Origin of the sequence: Rhizobium sp. N122, assembly GCF_002211295.1 — a bacterium.
Lineage (GTDB): Bacteria > Pseudomonadota > Alphaproteobacteria > Rhizobiales > Rhizobiaceae > Rhizobium.
The window spans coordinates 40898-61326 of record NZ_LOKU01000021.1 but is presented as its reverse complement, the minus strand read 5'-3'; the positions used below and the strand labels follow the sequence as shown (position 1 = coordinate 61326).

The 20429-nt window shown below is 61.0% G+C and carries 19 protein-coding genes and 1 pseudogene; 8 read left to right on the top strand and 12 right to left on the bottom strand.

From position 1 onward, the window contains the following. Nucleotides 1-12 precede the first annotated feature (12 nt). Genes ATY75_RS16320 through ATY75_RS16310 form a run of 3 tightly spaced genes read right to left on the bottom strand, consistent with a single transcriptional unit; the run spans nt 13 to nt 894 of the window. Entirely contained in the window at nt 13-180 is a 168-nt protein-coding gene (locus ATY75_RS16320; RefSeq protein ID WP_171899727.1) for a hypothetical protein, read from the bottom strand. A gap of 8 nt (nt 181-188) precedes the next feature. Next, nucleotides 189-572 (bottom strand): hypothetical protein, encoded by a 384-nt coding sequence (locus ATY75_RS16315; protein WP_064840255.1) that lies wholly within the window; start codon nt 570-572, stop codon nt 189-191. Next, nucleotides 562-894: a hypothetical protein gene (locus ATY75_RS16310; protein WP_082935679.1), complete on the bottom strand. Its 333-nt coding sequence runs from the start codon at nt 892-894 to the stop codon at nt 562-564. The genes ATY75_RS16315 and ATY75_RS16310 overlap by 11 nt, the downstream gene beginning before the upstream one ends. Nucleotides 895-1038: 144 nt before the next feature. Between ATY75_RS16310 and ATY75_RS16305 the strand changes: the two genes are divergently transcribed. Further along, nucleotides 1039-1263: a hypothetical protein gene (locus tag ATY75_RS16305; protein WP_088938368.1), complete on the top strand. Its 225-nt coding sequence runs from the start codon at nt 1039-1041 to the stop codon at nt 1261-1263. A gap of 22 nt (nt 1264-1285) precedes the next feature. Here ATY75_RS16305 and ATY75_RS16300 read toward each other — a convergent pair whose 3' ends face one another. Beyond that, nucleotides 1286-2188: a DMT family transporter gene (locus tag ATY75_RS16300; RefSeq protein WP_088938367.1), complete on the bottom strand. Its 903-nt coding sequence runs from the start codon at nt 2186-2188 to the stop codon at nt 1286-1288. A 167-nt stretch (nt 2189-2355) separates the two neighbouring features. On the opposite strand from ATY75_RS16300, the gene ATY75_RS16295 reads away from it, so the two are divergent. Continuing rightward, nucleotides 2356-3225: an AraC family transcriptional regulator gene (locus ATY75_RS16295; protein ID WP_088938366.1), complete on the top strand. Its 870-nt coding sequence runs from the start codon at nt 2356-2358 to the stop codon at nt 3223-3225. A 303-nt stretch (nt 3226-3528) separates the two neighbouring features. On the opposite strand, the gene betI is transcribed toward ATY75_RS16295, so the two are convergent. Then, nucleotides 3529-4107 (bottom strand): transcriptional regulator BetI, encoded by a 579-nt coding sequence (gene betI / locus ATY75_RS16290; protein WP_088938390.1) that lies wholly within the window; start codon nt 4105-4107, stop codon nt 3529-3531. A 110-nt stretch (nt 4108-4217) separates the two neighbouring features. Between betI and choX the strand changes: the two genes are divergently transcribed. Together choX and ATY75_RS16280 are read left to right on the top strand one after the other, a co-directional pair. Continuing rightward, nucleotides 4218-5156 (top strand): choline ABC transporter substrate-binding protein, encoded by a 939-nt coding sequence (gene choX, locus ATY75_RS16285; RefSeq protein ID WP_280950598.1) that lies wholly within the window; start codon nt 4218-4220, stop codon nt 5154-5156. Then, a complete protein-coding gene (locus ATY75_RS16280) occupies nt 5153-5989 on the top strand; it encodes an alpha/beta hydrolase (RefSeq protein WP_245317587.1) in 837 nt (278 codons plus the stop codon). The genes choX and ATY75_RS16280 overlap by 4 nt, the downstream gene beginning before the upstream one ends. A gap of 263 nt (nt 5990-6252) precedes the next feature. Here the strand turns inward: ATY75_RS16280 and ATY75_RS16275 are convergent, their stop codons facing one another. Then, entirely contained in the window at nt 6253-7155 is a 903-nt protein-coding gene (locus tag ATY75_RS16275) for an MBL fold metallo-hydrolase (RefSeq protein WP_190241369.1), read from the bottom strand. Nucleotides 7156-7339: 184 nt separating this feature from the next. Between ATY75_RS16275 and ATY75_RS16270 the strand changes: the two genes are divergently transcribed. Continuing rightward, entirely contained in the window at nt 7340-8278 is a 939-nt protein-coding gene (locus tag ATY75_RS16270; protein ID WP_088938364.1) for a LysR family transcriptional regulator, read from the top strand. Beyond that, nucleotides 8212-8439 (top strand): annotated as a pseudogene (locus tag ATY75_RS16265) (LLM class flavin-dependent oxidoreductase); the annotation flags it as partial. The gene ATY75_RS16270 and the pseudogene ATY75_RS16265, both read left to right, overlap by 67 nt. 118 nt (nt 8440-8557) lie before the next feature. Here the strand turns inward: ATY75_RS16265 and ATY75_RS16260 are convergent. The 3 genes from ATY75_RS16260 to ATY75_RS16250 are packed head-to-tail and all read right to left on the bottom strand — an operon-like array spanning nt 8558 to nt 11745. After that, nucleotides 8558-9382 (bottom strand): transglutaminase family protein, encoded by an 825-nt coding sequence (locus ATY75_RS16260; RefSeq protein ID WP_088938363.1) that lies wholly within the window; start codon nt 9380-9382, stop codon nt 8558-8560. Nucleotides 9383-9394: 12 nt separating this feature from the next. Continuing rightward, nucleotides 9395-10336: an alpha-E domain-containing protein gene (locus ATY75_RS16255; RefSeq protein ID WP_088938362.1), complete on the bottom strand. Its 942-nt coding sequence runs from the start codon at nt 10334-10336 to the stop codon at nt 9395-9397. Continuing rightward, the gene (locus ATY75_RS16250; RefSeq protein WP_049736073.1) at nt 10336-11745 is read right to left on the bottom strand and encodes a circularly permuted type 2 ATP-grasp protein; all 1410 of its coding nucleotides are present in this window, start codon (nt 11743-11745) and stop codon (nt 10336-10338) included. Before ATY75_RS16250 ends, ATY75_RS16255 begins: the two co-directional genes overlap by 1 nt. 530 nt (nt 11746-12275) lie before the next feature. Here ATY75_RS16250 and ATY75_RS16245 point away from each other — a divergent pair. Next, entirely contained in the window at nt 12276-13175 is a 900-nt protein-coding gene (locus tag ATY75_RS16245) for a DMT family transporter (protein ID WP_088938361.1), read from the top strand. A 74-nt stretch (nt 13176-13249) separates the two neighbouring features. Here ATY75_RS16245 and ATY75_RS16240 read toward each other — a convergent pair whose 3' ends face one another. The 3 genes from ATY75_RS16240 to ATY75_RS16230 form a co-directional block, all read right to left on the bottom strand. Continuing rightward, nucleotides 13250-14941, bottom strand: coding sequence for a DEAD/DEAH box helicase (locus ATY75_RS16240; protein ID WP_088938360.1), 1692 nt, complete (start codon nt 14939-14941; stop codon nt 13250-13252). A 244-nt stretch (nt 14942-15185) separates the two neighbouring features. Next, nucleotides 15186-16301: a DNA alkylation repair protein gene (locus ATY75_RS16235; RefSeq protein ID WP_088938359.1), complete on the bottom strand. Its 1116-nt coding sequence runs from the start codon at nt 16299-16301 to the stop codon at nt 15186-15188. Nucleotides 16302-16374: 73 nt separating this feature from the next. Beyond that, nucleotides 16375-16674 carry a hypothetical protein gene (locus tag ATY75_RS16230; RefSeq protein WP_064840228.1) on the bottom strand — a complete coding sequence of 100 codons (300 nt, stop codon included), beginning with the start codon at nt 16672-16674 and terminating at the stop codon, nt 16375-16377. A 333-nt stretch (nt 16675-17007) separates the two neighbouring features. Here ATY75_RS16230 and ATY75_RS16225 point away from each other — a divergent pair, with 333 nt between their 5' ends. Further along, complete coding sequence (locus ATY75_RS16225) at nt 17008-20403, top strand: response regulator (protein WP_088938358.1); 3396 nt, start codon at nt 17008-17010, stop codon at nt 20401-20403. The last annotated feature ends 26 nt before the right edge of the window (nt 20404-20429 follow it).

Sequence of the window (20429 nt, the reverse complement as noted above, 5' to 3'; positions counted from 1 at the left end):
TGCCGTGGCCCCTCAGATCACGTGCCGCTCGGCGGCGGCCTCGATCTCGCCTTCGCGGGATGAGGTCAGCAGAGCGTTGTCATAGGTGGTGTCGATGCGCCCCATATCGTAAAGCATCAAGACGGCGAAGAGTGCCGAGAGCGCCCATGCGGCGTATTCCAGGATGTTCCAGATATCCATATCGTCGCCTATTTCTCTTTCGGGCCGAAACGCTCTTCGATCACGTCGCGGTACTCTCTGTCGGAGAGCCTGACGACGAGAATGAAGTAGCCGATGACGAGGACTGCCATGACGACGAGGGCCGACCAGCTGAATGAATAGTCGAAGCGGGCGGTAATCATGTCGTTGACGGCGGCCGGATCGCTATATCCAAGCGCGGCCCATTGGGCCTGTTCGCCGGGGTTCTGGCCGAGTGCTTCCCAGGTCGGGTTTGCGATCGGGGCCGGCGTCTTGGCCGCCCCCGCCAGGCCGAGATAGAGCGGGATGTAAAGGGCGCCGACGGTCAGCGCCAGAAGTGTGAGCACGTCGAAGATCTGCGCGCCGAGGCTTTGTTCCGGGGGCTTATAGGCCATGACGTTCGCCTCCGCGCCGGCGGGCCCGCATCTCGTCGAGATGCTTGAGGTCGAGGCCGTAAATGAATTCCTTGTCCTCGACATAGTGCCGCAGCATGGCGACGATCGCCGCCGTGTTGAAGAGCAGCACCAGCCCGCAGAAGACGGTCAGAATGATGCGAATGGCCGGCACGGGAATGAACGGCCACACGTTCAAAAGTGCAAAAAGCATCGTGCACCAGAGCACGACCACGAATATGATAAGGCCTGCCCGGTCGCGCGCATGCATCTGGTCGATGCGCCGCGCGAGGTGCATCTCGGCACCTTCGCTATGCGATACCATCCATTCCCTCCTCGAACGAATTTTGCCTTTCAGGCAATTTAGTTTCGCAGGAGGAATATGAGCCCTTGCCTTCGCGGAAGTCAAGCGGGTATTGCGCGATTTTGTCGCATGCCGAGAAAGGACAGAGGCAAGGAGCCGTCGCCAATGTCGAGCCCTGCCAAATGCCGCTTTTGCCGTAACACTCGCAGCGACTCCCAGCCGACAAGGTCACTGGAATCCAGAATCTATTCCGCCTATGCCGGCCTTTCTCCCTCGGCGCTGCGGCTGGGCGAGCTCAGCGTCGAACGCTTCCGCAAGATCGACCGGATGGTCGAACTGATCGACGACGTCGCCACGCCCAAAAGGGAAACGGCGCGACCGAAAGGCTAATCCGCCGGAATTCCCTCTGACGTCAGGGTCGAAAGCGCCGGTTAAAAACGGCCAGACGAGGCACTCGGGAAAAAACCAGTACGTTTCCAACCAGCACGGCGCAGAGCCCGAGGGCTGCCAACGGACCGAGCTGATAATCTTCGAAAAACATCGAAATCGTCAGGGCAACGATGGGAAAGAGGACCGTCATATAAGCGGCTTTCTCCGCTCCCAGTCGGTTAACGACGGTGAGGTAGGTGGTAAAACCAATCACCGAGCCGAAAATCGCGAGATAAAAGAGAGAGGCGACATAGGATGCTGAAGGATCAAAGGTAAATTCGACACCTCGAACGGCGGCGAATGCCGAGACGATTCCGGCACCGTAGAGCATGCCGTATGCGTTTACCGAGGTCACCGATAGTCCGTGCTTCCTGTTGCGCACAGACACGAGGTTGCCAACCGAAAAGAACCATGTCCCGAGGAGGGCAAGCATCACGCCGATCGCCACATTGCGGTCGAATGCGGCGGCGGCAGCCTCGTTCCAAAAAAGGCAGACAATGCCGGCAACACCGAAGGCCGCGCCGACCAGAATGCGCGCCGCCGGCCTCTGACCAAATGCGACCATGCCATTGGCAAGATTGAAGATTGTCGCCGCTGAGAAGATCACCGAAACAATGCCGCTCGGCACCAAGGTCTCGGCGATATAGAAGCAAAGAAAATTACAGGAAAAGAGACAGATCGCCTGGAGGAACACGTAGGGATGGTGACGCAAGGGAATGGGCTGAAGCCTCTTCGCGACCTTGAGGCCTACAAATAATATCACGCCGGCGAGGGCGAAGCGGTAGGCGATCGATGCTTCAATCGGAACGACCCCAAGCTGGTTTTTTATGGCGATCCAGGTGGTGCCCCAGATTAGGACGGTTAAGGCATAGCAGAGGCCGGTCATGGTCTTTCACTCCGTCAGCGACAATGGGAGGATCGATACCGCGCCGAACAACCAGGTCTATGCCGCGCACCCTCGAGGCTTTGTATATTCTTGGGTTTTTTGCCTTTGGTCCTATTGATCGTCTGCGCCGTCCCATTCAAACTCGTGAGACGAGGCCTCGATGGATCATGGAACAGCAACACCGCCTGACAGTTAAAGAAGCGCTCTCAAGATCCGGCGCCTGCCTTCAGCGCTCCGGTTCGGTCGACCGGGGGCTGTCGCTTGCGGAGTGGACCAACCGCGCAGGACAGGCCTTCTACGAGCGCCCCGATCATCACACGCTGAGCATCTATCTTGACGGCGGCGAAAGGGTCATCCGCGAGGATAAGCGGCTATCGGGCGGAGCACCAGGCAAGCTTTGCCTATTGCCGGCCGAACACAAAAGCCAATGGCATATCGGCGGGCCGTTGAGAATGTTTCATCTTTACGTTGCCCCCGAGCTCCTCGCTTATGAGGCGCTGACATCGTTTGACATCGATCCGAGACATATCGATCTGATGGATCTGACGTTTTGTGATGACCCGGCGATGGCGATGATTGTCCGGGGAGGGGTTTTGCCTCTGAATTGGCAGGAAAAGAGCGACCGTGTTGCCCTCGATGCGGTTTGTAAACTCCTCATTCATCGTATCTTGAAATCGCACAATCGGCAGGCGCGGCAAGAGACCGTGCGCGGAGGGCTTTCACCCTCCGTGCGTCGCCGGACTGCTGATTACATCGACGCCAACCTCGACCAGGCGCTGACGCTCGATCGGCTGGCACGGGAAGCCGGCTTGAGTACCTTTCATTTTGCCAAGATGTTTCGCGTCAGCTTCGGAATGCCGCCGCATCGCTATGTGGCGGCGCGACGGATCGAGCAGGCAGCCAGCCTTCTTCGCGACCGGGAAAACGGCCTTGCAGCCGTTGCCTCCGCCTGCGGCTTCGGTTCACAGAGCCATTTTTCCAAAGCTTTTAAAGCTGCCACCGGTGTGCCGCCGGGAGAGTGGCGAAGCCTGCAGTGAGGCCGAACGTCGGGGACGCAATGAGCGAGACCTTGAAGAATGGCTGCGCAAAGGTCCGACCGCTCTTTCTGGAGCAGATCGGCAGTTGATCGTTGATGTTGTGCCCGAACAGGGCTTCGACATATGACGATTACAGGGTTTACGCATAGCACCAAGGCCGACGAGGCGGTGCAGCGGTCTGAGGTTTTCACTGATGCGGGTCGCCGTCGTGATTGGAGCGACGAGATTGTCGCTGAGATGTCTCGCCGCGCACATTGATAAAAGGCTCAGGCGCTACATCAAATTGTACAGCTTCGCCGATCCTCAGTCCGGGATTCGGTATTTTAAGTATTCGCGCGTCTGGTTGATGGCTACTTCTCGCGTCAGGCCTTCCGATTGCAGGCCGGCCCGCAGCCAAAGCCCGTCGATCAACGCTGTAATCGTCAGCGCCACGGTCTCGCATTCGGCACGTGGTAGCAGATGCACCAGCGCCGACATCAGGTTGGAACGCATGCGGGCATGGATCACTTTCTGGATGCGGGCGAGTTGCGGCTCGCGTGGCACTTCCGCGCAAAGCGAAAGCCACGCGTGGCAGATAGAGGGCTGAAAGAAGCGCTCCTCGAAGTTGCCCTCTATGATCGCCTCCAGTCGCTCTCGAGGCGTTGTCGCCTGCTTCAGCCGGGTGCGCACCGCTACACTAAGCGAAAGGTTCGCCTCGCGCATCGCATGCTCGAACAGCTCCTGCTTGCTGCGGAAATAATGCAGCACGATACCTTTGGAAGCGCCGGCATAGGTGGCCACCTTTTCCAGGGTTGCACCTGCCATGCCTTCCTGTTGCAGCACCGCGAAGGCAGCCTGTCGTAACTCCCTGCGCCGGATGGCGCTGATTTTGGTCAGTTTCATACTCGTACCCGTTTGTCTTGTCTCCACCATTGACAATTCTTCCGCAAAGATCAATTGTTGACCGATGGGACAATTTTATAACCAAATGGACAAAACAGAGGGGAAATATTGTGAATCAGCATCTGAAAATAGGCGCGCTTTCCATACTTCTCGGTGCCGTGACCGTGCCGGCTTTCGCTGGCGATCAGGAAAGCTGCAAGGTGATCCGCATGGCCGAGCCCGGCTGGAATGATCTTGCCTTCACCACCGGCATTGGCGTCACACTTTTGAAGGCGCTGGGATACGAGCCGCGAAGCTCGCTGCTCGGCATCGACGTCATCTATCTGAGCTTGAAGAACAAGGATCTCGACGTCTTTCTTGGCTATTGGGATCCCGCCATGGTGAATTACTACAAGCCCTACAAGGAGGACGATTCCGTTGAAAACGTCGTGACCAACCTGAAGGGGGCGAAATACACCTTCGTTGTCCCGACCTACGTCTGGGACGCCGGTGTCAAGGATTTCGCCGACCTGCAGAAGTTCCCCGATCAGTTCGACAAGAAGCTCTACGGCATCGAGCCTGGCTCGAACCAGTTGATGCTCGACGCGGTCAAGGATCCAGCACTCGGTCTTGCCGACTGGGACGTCGTGGAATCCAGCGAACAGGGTATGCTGGCCGAAGTACAGCGCCGTATAAAGAGCAACGCGTTCATCGTCTTCCAGGGCTGGGCGCCACACCCGATGAACACCGCGTTTGATATCAAGTATTTGACCGGCGGCGACAAATTCTACGGACCGGATTTCGGCGCAGCGACGGTTTCGACACAGGTGCGCAAGGGCTATCTTCAGGAATGCCCCAACGTCGCAAAGCTGCTGAAAAACCTGACCTTCGATATCGATTTCGAAAACAAGGGCATGGGTTATCTGATGACGGACGGTTTGGCTCCGGAAGAGGCTGGCCGGAAAGCCATCGCCAGCGAACCGCAGCGTCTCAATGCATGGCTAAACGGCGTAACGACCCTTGACGGCAAGCCGGGGCTTGATGCCGTGAAGGCGAAGCTTGCACCGTGACCACTGTTTTGATGAGCATCCTAGATCAGGATGAATGGACGACCCGCAAGCGCACGTTACGCTTGGTCGATGGCCGCTCGCTTGTATACATCGATACCGGTAGCCCCGGTCCAACGCTTCTGTTGCTACACGGCTATTCGGATTCAAGTCGGAGCTTTTCGCTATTGGAGCCGTGGCTCGCTGGCTACCGTCTTATCATCCCGGATTTGCCGGGCCATGGAGGATCGGGGGTCGGGACGGGCTTGACCGTCCCGCATTTCACCGACGACATCGTTGCGCTGGTGACGGCACTCTCGATGGAGCGCTTCGCGGTTATCGGCCATTCGATGGGGGCCATGATCAGTATCGCCCTTACTGCCCGCCTGCCCGACGTCGTCACCGCGCTCATCACGATTTCCGGCTCGGTGCGCCCGGCCTTTCCGCGGCACGACCCGGTTACGAACGGAATTCTCGAGCTTTGTGATCCGATCGATCCCGGCGATCCATTCTTCGAGCTCTGGCACAGCTGTCCGCATACGGTCGATCCTTGTTTCCTCGCCGCCGTTAGCCGCGAGGCAGCCGCTATCCCCGCAGAGATCTGGCATGGCATTCTTGCCTGCTTTTCCACACTTGACCTGACGGAGACCGGGGTGCAGGTCACAGCCCCCGCACTCTGCATCGGTGGTAGCGAGGATGCGCTGTTCGATGCAACTCACCGGCTGGCGCTTGAAGACGCACTCCCCAAAGCACAATCGGTCCTCATGGAGGGTTTTGGGCATAATCCGCACTGGGAGGATTCTGAAAAGGTCTCGATCATTCTCCGCGATTTCTTTCGCGATCACTCGTGCTTGTAAAGCGTCAGCACTGATTATCCCGCTCCGCATGGCGTATGCTGATTGCTTCCGTCCGCCGGCGGCGCCACTCGCATCCGCATGTCGGCTCTTCGACAAGCTTTAGACGATGGTCATCCGCAGAAGCCGCCGGGTGTGTCACCCCACCGGCTGCCGGCTGCAGCATAGGCCACCGTCAATTCGCGGGGGTTGCTAACATGTTGCGCTTATTTTTCTCGGAGGACCTTTCATAGGTCCTCCGTCCGACTTCGGGAGCGATGCTCATCTCAGCCCCACTTCATCTCGCCTTTGGCGACCTTGGAGCCGATGTCGAGAGCGACACCCATGCCGAGGCCGGGGAAGCGTGCTTCCATGGCGGCCTTGAGCGCGGCAGCATCGGCAGCTTTGGCAAGTTCTTCCTCGAACGCAAGCAAGTAGGTCTTGGTGTGCTCGACGTCGGAAACATCAGTGGCCGCGCCGGGAACCATATGACCAGCGACGACTATCGAGGGCATGCGGGCGCTGATCTTGTCGAGGGTTGCCACCCAAGCGGCGCGCTGCTCCTTTGCCTGTGTATCGGCAGTCCAGACATGCACGCCTGAGAAGATCATGACACCGCCGAAGACCGCGTTGAGCGAGGGAACGAACAGGTAGCGGCGATTGGGCAGCCCGGCGTCTGCCGCTACGATTTCCACCGTCTCGCCATCGACCGCAAGGTGTTGCCCGTCGAAAGCCTCCGGCATCACGATATCGCCAAGCGTCTGCGGGCCATTCTCCTTCAGCTGCGGTCCCCAGGCGGCGAGCTTCTTCTCAACATTGCCCTTGATAGCGGCAATCGTGTCGGTGGCCGCCAGCACCTTCGTGCCCGGGAAAGCTTCAACGACGGGCTTGAGGCTGAAATAGTAATCCGGGTCTGACTGGCTGACGTAGATCGCGATTAGCTTCTTGCCGGTTGCCTTAATGGCGTCGACCAGCGCACGACCATCGGGATAGCTGAAGCCCCCATCGAGAAGCAGCGCTTCGTTCGGACCGGAAAGCAGCACCGGAGCGCGGAAGAAACCGTCTTGCCCAGCGGGGAAGTGCTTCCAGGTCAATTTCGATCCGGCAGCGTTGCCAAGGCCGGCTGGGGCGAAAGCGGCGACAAGGCCGGTTGCAAGCATTGTTTTCATGACGTCTCTCCTTGAATACATTGTTGTCTCCGATGGCCGTCTAGGATGCCTTCACCGGTTGCTTGCGTAACGGCTATTGGTGAAGTGGTCCGGCGGATGAAGTCGCCTGATGTTGTCACCTCAGGAATAGCCCGCTTTGAATGGACGAAAAATACGGCGATATGCTACAGAATGTGTGCTTAAAGCTTACAATGAGGCCATTGATATGGAGCCCGTCAATCTCAATCGGTTTGCCTATTTCACAGCTGTCGTCGACGCCGGTTCGTTCACCAAGGCGGCAAAGCGGCTCGGCATTACTAAGACGGTCGTCAGCCAGCAGGTGGCCCGGCTAGAGAATGAACTGAAGACGAGCCTGCTTTTTCGAACGACACGGCGCGTCGAGCCGACGGAATCGGGACGGCTGCTTTATGCTCGATGCGTCATGATCTTCCGCGAGGCCGAAGATGCCGTGGATGAAGTCACGCGGGCCAACGCTACGCCGACCGGTGTACTCCGTATTGCAGCATCCAACGATTATGGTGCCAGCACGATCGCGCCCCTTGCCGCAGCCTTCGTCCGCAAGTATCCTGCCTGCAAGGTCGAACTGCTTTTATCCGACGCACGCCTGGATCTGGTGGCGGACCAGATCGATCTATCCGTCCGTGTCGGCTGGCTTGACGATTCCAGCCATCAAACGAGGCGCGTCGGCAGGTTCCGGCAGTTTCTCGTCGCCGCTCCCAGCCTCTCCGACTCTCTTGCGCTGAGTGGACCGGAAGATGTCGTGGCTCTCCCGTTCATTGCCAACCTGGCCCTCAAGGAGCCCCTTGTTTGGCGGTTCACCCGCGACGGTTTCGACCCCCTAACAGTGCGAATGCAGCAGAGCATCATGAGCAATTCGACGCCAGCGGTCCTGACGGCGACGCTGGCGGGAGGCGGTGTTTCCGTGTTGCCGGACTTCCTGGCCGGCGAGCATGTCGAGGCCGGTCGATTGATCAAGCTCTTGCCGGACTGGAGCCTGCCGGCTGGCGGGATCCACGTGGTTTATCCTGCTGCCCGCTTCCGGCCTCCGAAGGTCTCTGCATTTGTCGCGATGATGACATCTGGCTCGGCGTCGGCGGAACGCTGGAATCCTCCGTCCGCGCCGGCACGCTCGGCCTGCCGCTGATGGTGGCCATCATCGGCGGCCATTTCGAACGCTTCCTGCCTCTTGTCGATCTCTATCGGCGGGCATGGGTGAGTGCCGCCCATCCTCCCGGGAAGGAACGAGTCGGTGTGCACGCGATGGGCTTCGTTGCCGATACCGACGAAGCCGCCCGAGAAGTCTTCCGGCACGGCCGTTGCGCAGCGGAAAAGCAGGACTGACGCTTTTGTGAGGAAACGGTCGAACTCTGGGGCGCGCATGCCGCGGAGGGCAGAGCATTTTTTTTCGAGCGGCTGATGCCGTTCAGTTCTGGCTCTGGCTTTGCATCTGGCCGCCGTCCTCGACCTTCACGGTGACCGACAGCGTTTCTCCCGGCGTGCCGATGCGCATGCCCGAAATCGGCGCGGCGTCGCGGTAGCAGAGGCCGGAGGCGACGCGGACATAACGCGCATCGGGGCAGATCTCGTTGGCGGGATCGAAGCCGACCCAGCCGAGGCCGGGAATATGGGCTTCGGCCCAGGCATGGGTCGCCGCCTGCTCGACCTTTTCCGCCATCATCAGATAGCCCGAGACATAACGGGCCGGCACCTGCAAGGCACGGGCGGCGGCAATGAAGATGTGGGCATGGTCCTGGCAGACGCCGCTCTTCTTTTCCAGCGCCTGTTCGGCCGTCGTCGCGGTGTTGCTGGTGCCGGGCTTATAATCGACCGTCTCGTGGATTGCTTCCATCAGCGCATGCATGCGGGCAAGGTCATTGTCGCCAGCCACACCTTTGATCAGATCCTTGACCAGCTTGCCGCCCTTGGTCAGCGGAGTTTCGCGCAGGAAGAGCCAAAGCGGGCAGAAGCCGGTATGCGGGCCGGTGACGCCGTTATTATCCGCCGTCTCGACCTCGCCTTCGGCGAGGATGCGCGTCAGGTGCTGCGCGCCCTCCAGCGAGACCAGATTGACGTGATTGCCGTACTGGTCGTCATATTCCACCTCGGGCGTGGCGCCCTCGACATTCAGCGACCAGCCGAGCACCTTCTGGGCAGCTGATGTCGGCGGTGTCAGCCTGAGCCGCTGTAGCGAGAACTGCGCCGGTTCGTCGTAGCGGTATTCGGTGAGGTGGCTGATTTTCAGTCTCATGTTCTGATCCGCTTAAACGTAGAACCGGTAGCCGTCGGAAATCTCCGCGCCGAGCTGGTTGTTGCGCGAGACGAAATCCTCCAGGAATTCGTGCAGTCCCTGATCCATGATGTCCCGGATCGCCCGCGTCTGCAGCGTGGTGCGGATCGCATCGGCGGTATCGTGGGCAGGTAGGCGCGCCTCGTAATCCTGGGCGAGATAGCCGAGATTGCTAACGATCTTCTCGTAGCAATAGGCAAGCGAACGCGGCATCTGCACATTCAGCGTCAGGAAGTCGGCGATGTTCATCGCCCGGTATTCGCCGTCATAGGCCCAGCTATAGGCGCGGTGCGCCGAGACCGAGCGGAGGATCGATTCCCACTGGACATTGTCGAGCGAGGAGCCGACCGCCGAAACCGAGGGCAGCAGCACATAATATTTCACATCGAGGATGCGGCTGGTATTGTCGGCCCGCTCAATGAAGGTGCCGATGCGGGCGAAATTATAGAGTTCGTTGCGCAGCGTCGAGCCGTGGAAGGCGCCGCGGATGAGGCCGGCGCGGCGTTTGATGACGTCGATCACCTCAGGCAGGTCGGCCGCCTTCACGCGCTTTTCGAGCAGCGCTTTCAGCTCGATCCAGCATTCGTTGGTCGCTTCCCAGGTCTCCCGCGTCAGCGCGGTGCGCACCATGCGGGCATTGTTGCGGCCGGACTCGATGCAGGACATGACGCTCGACGGGTTGGCGCGATCGCGCAGCAGATAGTCGATCGCATCGGCATTCGTCAGCTTCGCGTGGCCCTCGTCATAAGCCTCACGCACGCCGGCACTTTGCAGCACCCCATCCCAATTGTCGTCGCCGGCGCTGCTGCGGGTCAGCGACATGCGCAGCCCCGCATCGACCAGGCGGGCGATATTTTCGGCGCGCTCGATGTAACGGAACATCCAGTAGAGGCCGTTTGCAGTTCTTCCGAGCATCAGTCCTCCAATACCCAGGTGTCTTTGGTGCCGCCGCCCTGGCTGGAATTGACCACCAGCGAGCCCTGCTTCAGCGCTACGCGGGTGAGCCCGCCCGGAATGATCTGAACCTTGTCGGACACGAGCACATAGGGGCGCAGGTCGACATGGCGCGGCGCAATGCCTTTGTTGACGAGGATCGGCACGGTGGAGAGCGACAGCGTCGGCTGGGCGATATAATTGTTCGGCTTGGCCTTCAGCTTCTCGGCGAAATCGGCGCGCTCCTTCTTCGAGGCCGTCGGTCCCACAAGCATGCCGTAGCCGCCCGAGCCGTGCACTTCCTTGACGACCAGCTCTTCCAGATGCTCCAGCACGTATTTCAGGCTTGATGCTTCCGAACAGCGCCAGGTCGGTACGTTTTCGAGCAGCGCCTTGCTGCCGGTGTAGAATTCGACGATTTCCGGCATATAGGAATAGATCGCCTTGTCGTCGCAAATGCCGGTGCCCGGCGCATTGGCGATAGTGATGTTGCCGGAGCGGTAGACATCCATGATGCCCGGAATGCCGAGCGCCGAATCGGCACGGAAGGTCAGCGGATCGAGGAAGTCGTCGTCGACGCGGCGGTAGAGCACGTCAATCGCCTCGTAACCGCGGGTCGTCCGCATCTTTACCTTGCCGTCGATGACGCGCAGATCCGAGCCTTCGACCAGTTCGACGCCCATCATGTCGGCGAGGAAGGAATGTTCGTAATAGGCCGAATTGTAGATGCCGGGGGTCAGCACCGCGACGCGCGGCTTGCCGGTGCAGCCGGGAGGGGCGAGCGACGCAAGGCTCTGGCGCAGCAGATAGGGATAGTCCTCGACGCGCTGCACCTTGTTCTCATGGAAGAGTTCCGGGAACATCTGCATCATGGTTTCCCGGTTTTCCAGCATGTAGCTGACGCCGGACGGCGTGCGGGCGTTGTCCTCCAGCACGTAGAACTGGTCCTCGCCGGTGCGCACGATATCGGTGCCGACGATATGGGTGTAGACGCCGCCGGGCGGGCGGAAGCCGATCATCTCGGACAGAAAGGCGACATTGTTTTCGATCAGCTCGCGCGGGACACGGCCGGCGCGGATGATCTCCTGCTTGTGGTAGATATCGTCCAAGAAGGCGTTGAGCGCGATCACCCGCTGCTCGATGCCCTGAGCAAGCTTGCGCCATTCGCGGGCGGAAATGATGCGCGGAATGATGTCGAAGGGGATCAGCTTTTCGGAGCTATCGGCATGGCCGTAGACCGCGAAGGTGATGCCGGTCTTCCGGAAGATGTTTTCCGCATCGCGGGACTTGGCAATCAGATGCGACCGGTCTTGGCTGTTGTACCACTCAAAATATTTTTCATAAGGCGGGCGAGGACTTTCATCCCCGGTAATCATTTCATCAAATGCCAAAGGTGCGTGCTCCCCTTTTTTGTTCATTTGAATACAACGCAAATTGCAATGCAAGAACCATGCGCAGTTCGAGGAAAAGATTTTGCGTTGCGGGAAACTGGGGGAATTGGGGGTTGGAAGCGGCGTGGCGGATGGTCGTCCGCCAGAGACTGCGTAAAATATGAGCAGGTGATGGTTTTTCGTTCTGCAGGTTTGTGGGGGCACAGCCTTCCCGCTTGTCCCCTCATCAAGTCAGTTCTACCGAGGTGCCGGCACTGTTTGGTTCAGTTGGTGGATGGTATTCCAGGGCCGGCTCTGTGCCGTGAATAGCTCTTTGTGCCCTCCCACTCTCCGTCATGCTCGGCCTTGAGCCGAGCATCCATACAGCATCCTCCGGAGTCGTGGCATGGATCCTCGGCTCAAGGCCGAGGATGATGGAGAGTGGGGTTATCATCAGCGAAATTTCAAATAAGCATCAACGCTTCGCCTTTGACTGTGACCGCCCGGTGCAGCTATCAGCACGGGCGAATCCTTTTCTGCCGAGCAGCCTCATGTCCCTCGACCGCTTTGCCCCCGCCGTTTTCGTTCTGCTCTGGTCCACGGGCTGGGTGGTGGCGAAATATGCGGCGGTGCATTCCGAGCCCTTCACCTTTCTTTCGATACGTTATGCGCTATCGGCCCTGGCGTTTCTGGGCTTTTGCCTGGTGACCGGGGCGCAATGGCCGAAAAGCCGGGCGACGACGCTACGGGCGGTCTATTCCGGGTTCTTCCTGCACGGTTTTTATCTCGCCGGCCTGTGGTGGGCGATCGCCAATGGCGTGCCGGCCGGCATATCGGGCATCATCGCGGCGCTGCAGCCGTTGTTGACGGCGATGGCCGCTCCCTTTCTGGTCGGCGAGCGGTTGCAGCAGACACAGAAGCTCGGCCTTTTTTTCGGCTTCATCGGCATTGCCATCGCCATTTCGCCGAAACTGCTCGATCCGGCGACATCGGATCTCACGCATGCCGCCCTGCCGCTGGCGATCAACCTCATCGCCATGGGCTCGGTCACCTACGGCACGCTCTATCAGAAGAAACACCTGCAATCCGGCGATCTCAGGTCGATAGCGACGCTGCAATATGTCGGGGCGCTGCTGCTCACCCTGCCGCTGTCGCTGATCTTCGAGCATCAGCATTTCGATGGCACAACGCAGGCCTTTGCCGCGCTCGTCTGGTCGGTCTTCGGTCTTTCGATGGGCGGCGTCGGGCTGCTGCTTTATCTGATCCGCCGCGGTCAGGTCTCCCGCGCCGCCTCGCTGATCTATCTGATGCCGCCAGCCGTCGCTTTCGAAGCCCTCATCGCTTTTGGAGAACCGCTGACCGTGCCGTTGATTCTGGGCACAGTGATCGTGGTCGTCGGTGTCTATCTGACAAACCGCAGGGTCGTTCCGCAGGTGCCGGCCAGAGCCTAGGCCGAGGGCTGCGACATGCTTGAACGAAAAAAGGCCGGTTCGACCCGGCCTTTTTCCTTTGGTGCAATCAATGCTCAGGCGCGTTCGCGGCGCTGGCCGCCATTGCGGGAGCCGGAGCCGCCGCGGCGGTTGCCGCCATTGCCCTCGCGGCGGGGTTCGCCGCCCTGGGCCTGCTGCGGGCCGCGGTCTTCGCCATGCTTGCGGGCCGGGCGGCCGTGGGCATGGCGGCCGTTGCCGCGGTGATGACCGCTCGGCTCGCCATTGGCATGATGGCCATTGGGGCCGCCATGGGCAGGACGCTGCGGCTTTGCCGAGGGGCGGAAGTCGGAGGTCGAGACCAGATCGTTGTCGGGGCCGAGATTGGGGGTGGCTTCACCGCGGCGCTGGCCGCGGAAATCCTCGTTGCGGCTTGTGCGCTCGGGACGCGGACGGCGCTCCTGACGGCTGCCGCGATGCTGGGAGAGGTTCTGATCGCCACGGCCTTCACCGCGACCCTGAGCTTCGCGACCCTGGCCTTGGCCACCACCGCGGTTGCGGTTGTTGCCATTGCCGTTGCCGCGGCGGGGGCCGCTGCTGCTGATATTGGCCGGCGCTTCGCCGCTTGCGACTGCGATGTCGATGCCCATCAGGCGCTCGATGTCACGCAGCAGCTTGGCTTCGTCGGGGGCGCAGAAGGCGATTGCGATGCCGTCGCGGCCGGCGCGCGCCGTGCGGCCGATGCGATGGACATAGGCGTCGGGCACTTCGGGCAGGTCGTAGTTATAGACGTGGCTGACGGCCGGGATGTCGATGCCGCGGGCGGCAACGTCGGTGGCGATCAGCGTCTTGATGCTGCCGTCACGGAAGGCCTTCAGCGCCCGCTCGCGCTGGCCCTGGCTCTTGTTGCCGTGGATCGAGGCGACGGAGTAGCCGATATTGTCGAGATGCTTCATCAGCTTCTCCGCACCGTGCTTGGTGCGCAGGAAGACGATGGCGCGGCCGTCGGGGTTTTCGGTCAGCGACTTGCGCAGCAGTTCGGTCTTGTCGTTCTTGCCGGCGACGAAATGGACATACTGCTCGACCTTGTCGGCAGCCTTGCCGGGCGGCGTGACTTCGACCTTGACCGGATCGACGAGGTATTCGCCGGCGAGATCGGCAATCATCTTCGGCATGGTCGCCGAAAACAGCATGGTCTGGCGCTTCTTCGGCACCAGCTTGGCGATCTTGCGCAGATCGTGCACGAAGCCGAGATCGAGCATCTGGTCGGCCTCATCGAGCACGAGATAGCGCACGGTGGTCAGGGTGATGGCGCGGCGATTGACGAGATCGAGCAGGCGGCCGGGGGTGGCGACCAGGACATCGGTGCCCTTCTCGAGCTGCAACTGCTGCTTGTTGATCGAGACACCGCCGACGACGACGTTGACGCGCAGATGCGACTTGCGGATGAACTTCTTCAGGTTGTCGGCGATCTGGTTCACCAGCTCGCGGGTCGGCGCCAGGATCAGCGTCCGTGTCGTGCGGTTGTCGGGGCGACGCTCGTCGGCGAGCAGCTTTTCAATGAGCGGCAGGCCGAAGGCGGCGGTCTTGCCGGTGCCGGTCTGGGCGAGGCCGATCAGGTCGCGGCCTTCGAGCAGGAGTGGGATGGCCTGTTCCTGGATCGGCGTCGGCGTTTCGATGCCGAGCTGGAACAAGGTGGCGACGATCGGCTTGGAGACACCAAGCGATTCAAAATTAGTCAAGGCATAACCTTTCGGGGCGCCACAACGACTATGGCCGGAACGCACCATGCGATCCGGTTTCATTCTGGCGTCAAGAACCCCGCGTGAAGTGGGAACTTGTGAGTTGGAAAAAGCTTTCCAGCGCTTCTGGCCGCGGATGGGAGTGCGGCCTCTATCGAAATGCGCTTTTGTCCCTTCTTCCTGCGTCCGTATTTTTGAGCAGGGGCACGCTCACGCGGCGGCCGGAAGGGTGAAAGCTGAGCTGCATGTGGCCCAGTTCACTCACAAAGTCAAGTGCAGTGCACAAAAAGCCTCAGCCAGGGTCAGACGAATGCATGGTGAGAAGGAAGCTTTCCGATGCGATTTCCGCGCCGTTGACGAGGATGGCGATGCGGTGTTCGCCGGGGTAGTAACGCCGCGTCGTGATCGGCCGCATGGCATGGCGCCGTTCGATCGACTGGCTTTGCCCGGGCGCAAGAGCAATCGTCTTGAACTTGAAGACCTTGGGCGAGAGCGAGCCGTCACTTTTCATGTGGTGGATGGCGTAGTCGATCATCAGCGATTGCGCGGTCTCGCCGGCATTCGTCACACGGATCTGGAAATCCAGCCCTTCGCCGAACATGACCTCCGCATGCTGAAGCCGCAGTTCGCATGCAAGCGATGCGGCCGCGCCAAAACCGAAATTGGCGAGCGCCTGCGCGTGGCCTTTCTTCAGAAGCGTCCGCGAGGCATGTTTCAACAGCCGGCGGCGGTCTTCAGAAGCGCCTTCGATATGGCCGGCGATGAAGGCGGCGACCAGATCCGGATGATCCTTGGCGATGTCATTCAGGCTGTTGGCGACGGAGCGGCGGACATAGTCCTCGGGGTCGTCCATCAGCGCGGTCAGGATCGGCAGGATCGGCGCCGGGTCTTTCACAAGTTGCGGCAGGCGCATGGCCCAGGGCAGGCGCGGCCGCGTTCCCTCGCTCGCCAGCCGGCGCACATGCCGGTCGGGATCACTGAGCCAGCCGGAAATGATAGCGAGCGCCCGTTGCTGCTCACGATGAATAAAGGGGCGGATGCCGTATTCGGCGGTGAAATGCGGCGTCAGCGCCTTCAGCAGATCGAGGCCGAGCTCGAAATGATCGGGGCCGCGGGCGGCGATGAACTGGTTGACCGGCAGCAGCATCCACCCTGATAGACCAAGCCTGCCTGAGGCAGGCAGGCTCGCCTTCAGGATGGCCGCGGCTTGCGGGAAATCTTCGGGCAGCGTGGCAAACAGCGCGTCCCGGATCAGCGCCGCGCGTTCCATCAGCTCCAGCGCATCAAGACCGCGGGTTGCCAGCGCTGCGAAACGATCCCTGTCGAAGGCGGGCGCATGGGCGGCGATACGATCGGCCATGTCGCCGACCAGCGCCTGATGCAGCAGATTCTTGAGCGGTTCCGGCATGCTGATCCTCCCTCTATGGGAGGATTGGACCGGCGCCGCCGGGAGGTCAAGCGGCGCCGGATGGCGCTTTCAACTATTCCGGGCAGACTTTGACGCGGTAGGGGTTGCCCCAATCGTCGTGCCGCCATTCGAGGTGGCAGTAAGATGGCCGATAATAGGTCCGGTAGACCGGATAAGGGCGATAATAAGGGTAGGCGGGATAGGCCGGGCGGGCGGCCTCGGACAGCAGTGCGCCGCCGACGACGCCGGCGGCGAGGCCGCCCCAGAAGGCATCGCGTGGACGGGCATCGGCGGTGGTGGCAGTGGCGAGCGAGGCGCCGGCAAAGGTCAGCGCGATCAGGCCCGTCGCCATGGTCTTATGAAAAACGGACATGCTATTTTCCTTGATCTAAACTGGCTTCCATAAAGCCGTGTTCAGACTCCGCCCGGATCACGGCGGCGCGATGGCTGTCCAAGCGTCCTCAGCATTAAATTTTTGTCATGATTTCAACGGATCGCGGCATGGCAGGACGAGTGATTCAGTTCGTGGGACTGACGTTGGCGACGGCGGTCTGTCCGTCTCGTGCCGCCAATGGGAGGCACGTTCAACTCGACGGGCCGGCCTGTAAAAATGCCCTGCTGAAATTTATGGTTAAAACCTTGTTAAAAGCCTTGGCGTTATAATCTTTGTCGTTGATATTTCATTCATTGCGGGAGCGACAATTTCTTGAAATCAGCCGGGGACATACTGGAATTGGCTTGCCGCCGGATCGCCGATCTGGACACCCCGGCCTATGTCAAGAACAGCGAGTTGCGCTATGTCGCCGTCAACGAGGCCTATGCGGACTTCCTGGGCCGCGAGATTTCCGATTTCATCGGCAGGCGCAGCCGCGAACTCTTCGACCGCCCCGAGGAGGAGGATCGCGAGGATAAGGAGCGCCGCGCGCTGGTGTTCGGCAGCGAGGAGAACGCCATCTGCTTCGACGCGGCGAACCTTCAGCATGAGCGCATTCAGATCGAAAGCTTCTCGCCGTCACCGGAGCGCATCTATGTGCTCGGCATCTTCGAAGCCCGGGAGCGCCGCCCCGCCGGCAAGAGGGAGATTGGCGGCAGCTCTCAGACTGTAAACGATTTCGGGCCTGCCGCCGATCTTGCCCAGGTGCGCGAGGCGCTGGAAAAGCTCGATCATCCGATCGGCATCTTCGCCGCGGACGGCCGCCCGCTGGTTGTCAACGCCGCCCACCGCAAGGGCGCACCTCCTGCGCCCGCCGGCGATTCGGCCTGGGGCGACAGCGTCAACGAACTCGACGCGCTGCGCACCGTGCTGGAGGATCTGCCGGTTGCCGTCTTCGTACGCGATGACCAGCATCGCCTGATCTATGCCAACAAATATTACGAGACCTTCAGCGGCCGCGGCCGCTCGGAGTATCTGGGAATGACCGAACACGAGATGTTCGGGCCGGAAGATGCCGAGCCGATCTACCAGGAAAACCTGCTGGCGCTCCGGGACGGCATTTCGGTGGAGCTCGAGAGCGAGATGCCGAGCACAGGCGGCCACGTCTATCCCGTCATTTCGCGCGTCAACCGCGTGATCACCGCGGATGGGCGGACCTATGTCGTCGGCTCCTTTTCCGACATTTCGCCGCTCAAGGAGCGCGAGAAGGCACTGATCGAGGCGAAGAAGCAGGAAGAAGTGCTGCATCGAGATATCGAGAGCATCCTGCGCTTGCTGCCGATCGGCGTGCTGATCCTCGATAACGACCACCGGATTCTTTCCGTCAACGACGAATTCTACAGCATCTGGGAGCTGCCGCTCGACGACCGCTTCGACGGCCGCCCTTTCATCGACGTCATTCGCCGCAATGAGGAACTCGGCCGCTACGACGGCACGCAGACGCCGGAAGAGATCTACGCCTTCCGCAAACACCTGTTCGAAACCGACGAGCCGGAGCCGATCGAACTCGGCTGGGCGGGCGGAAAATCCGTCATCTTCGACAGCCGGCGCATCTCCAACGACCGCATTCTGCTGACCTACGCCGATATTTCGGCGGTGCGCGAGCGGGAAAAGGAAATTCACGAGACCCGCGCCGCGCTGGAGCGGGTCGGTGAAATGATGCGCGATGCCACGCATGCGATGTCACAGGGGCTTGCCATCGTTCAGGACGGCATCATCAAGATGTCCAACGAGGCGATGGCCGATATCCTGCAGATTCCGGCCTCCTACATCGCGGCCGGGCAGGGCTGGCTCGGCATGTTCGAATTCTGCGCGGCGCGCGGCGATTTTCACAATGCGGCGGACGATATCCTGCAGGAGTGGCGCGCCAATATAGCGGCGAGGCAGCCGATCTCCACCGTTTTCCATGTCGGCGGCGAGCGCTGGGTGAACATGGATGCGACGGTCAGCGAGGGGCAGCATTGGGTGGCGCTGTTCACCGATGTCACCGATCTGAAGAGCCGCGAGGAGGAACTGCGCCAGCTTCTGTCGCGCGCCGAAGCCGCCGACCGCGCCAAATCCGAATTCCTCGCCAATATGAGCCACGAGATCCGCACGCCGATGAACGGCGTGCTCGGGATGGCGGAGCTGCTGGCCAAGAGCAATCTCGACACACGCCAGAAGACCTTCGTCGACATCATCGTCAAGTCAGGCAATGCGCTGCTGACGATCATCAACGACATCCTCGACTTCTCGAAGATCGACGCCGGGCAGATGAAGCTGCGCAGAGCCGCCTTCGACATCACCGAAGCGGTGGAGGATGTGGCCACGCTCCTCTCCTCGCATGCCGCCGAGAAGAACATCGAATTGCTGGTGCGGGCGGCCCCCGATCTGCCGGCTGCCGTGATCGGCGACGCCGGGCGTTTCCGCCAGATCGTCACGAATCTCGTCGGCAACGCCGTCAAATTCACCGAGCGCGGCCATGTCTTCGTCGATGTCGGCTTCCAGGCGGCCGGCGGCGGCGAGATCATGGCGAGCATCCGCATCGAGGATACCGGGATCGGCATCCCGGCCGAAAAGCTCGAATCGGTGTTCGACAAGTTCTCGCAGGTCGACGCCTCTTCGACCCGTCGGCATGAGGGAACGGGTCTCGGGCTTGCGATCACCGCCGGCCTCGTCGACCTCTTCGGCGGCTATCTCAATGTCGAGAGCGAATGGGGCAAGGGCTCGGTCTTCACCGTCAACCTGCCGTTTGCGGTGGCGGCCGCCCGTCTCGAGCCGAAGCCGCTGCCGATCAACGTGCAGGGCGCGCGCATCCTCGTCGTCGACGACAATGACGTCAACCGGCGCATCCTGACCGAGCAGCTGTCGCTCTGGGGCTTCGACGGCGTCGCCGCCGAAGGCGGCGGCACCGGCCTTGCGATCCTGGAAGCGGCGGCCGAACTCGGCGTCAGCGTCGATGCCGTCGTGCTCGACTATCACATGCCCGATATGAACGGCGCCGATGTCGCGCGCCGGCTGCGCGCCGATCGCCGCTTCGGCGATCTGCCGATCATCTTCCTGACGTCGATGGATATTTCGGGCACGGAAAAGGAATTCGCGGCGCTGAACGGCCACGCGCATCTGATGAAGCCGGCGCGCGCCAACGTGCTGCGCAACACCGTCGTCGAAGTGGTGCGCGCCAGCCGCGTCAAGCAGGCTTCAGAGGCCGAGATCGCCCGGCTGCAGGCGGAGGCGGCCGCGCCTGTCCCGGCGCCTGCGCCGGTGCCGCCGCAGCGGGCTGCCGAATTCGTCGATGTGCTCGTCGCCGAGGACAACGAGGTCAACCAGATCGTCTTCACGCAGATCCTGCAGGGAACCGGCCTTTCCTTCCTCGTCGTCGAAAATGGCGAGGAAGCGGTCGCCGCCTGGGAGCGGCACACGCCGCGGATCATCATGATGGACGTGTCGATGCCGGTCATGAACGGCCATCAGGCGACCCAGACGATCCGCGAACGGGAAAAGGGGCAGGGCCACCGCGTGCCGATCATCGGCGTCACCGCCCATGCACTCGAAAGCGACCGCGAGCTCTGCCTCGATGCCGGTATGGACGACTATATGTCGAAGCCGATCAGCCCGGAACTGCTGGAAGAGAAGATCCGGCAATGGCTCGGCAAGGACGAGCAGCAGCCGGGGCGTAGCAGCTATTGATCTTTGCGCAATTGGAAGCTGCTACC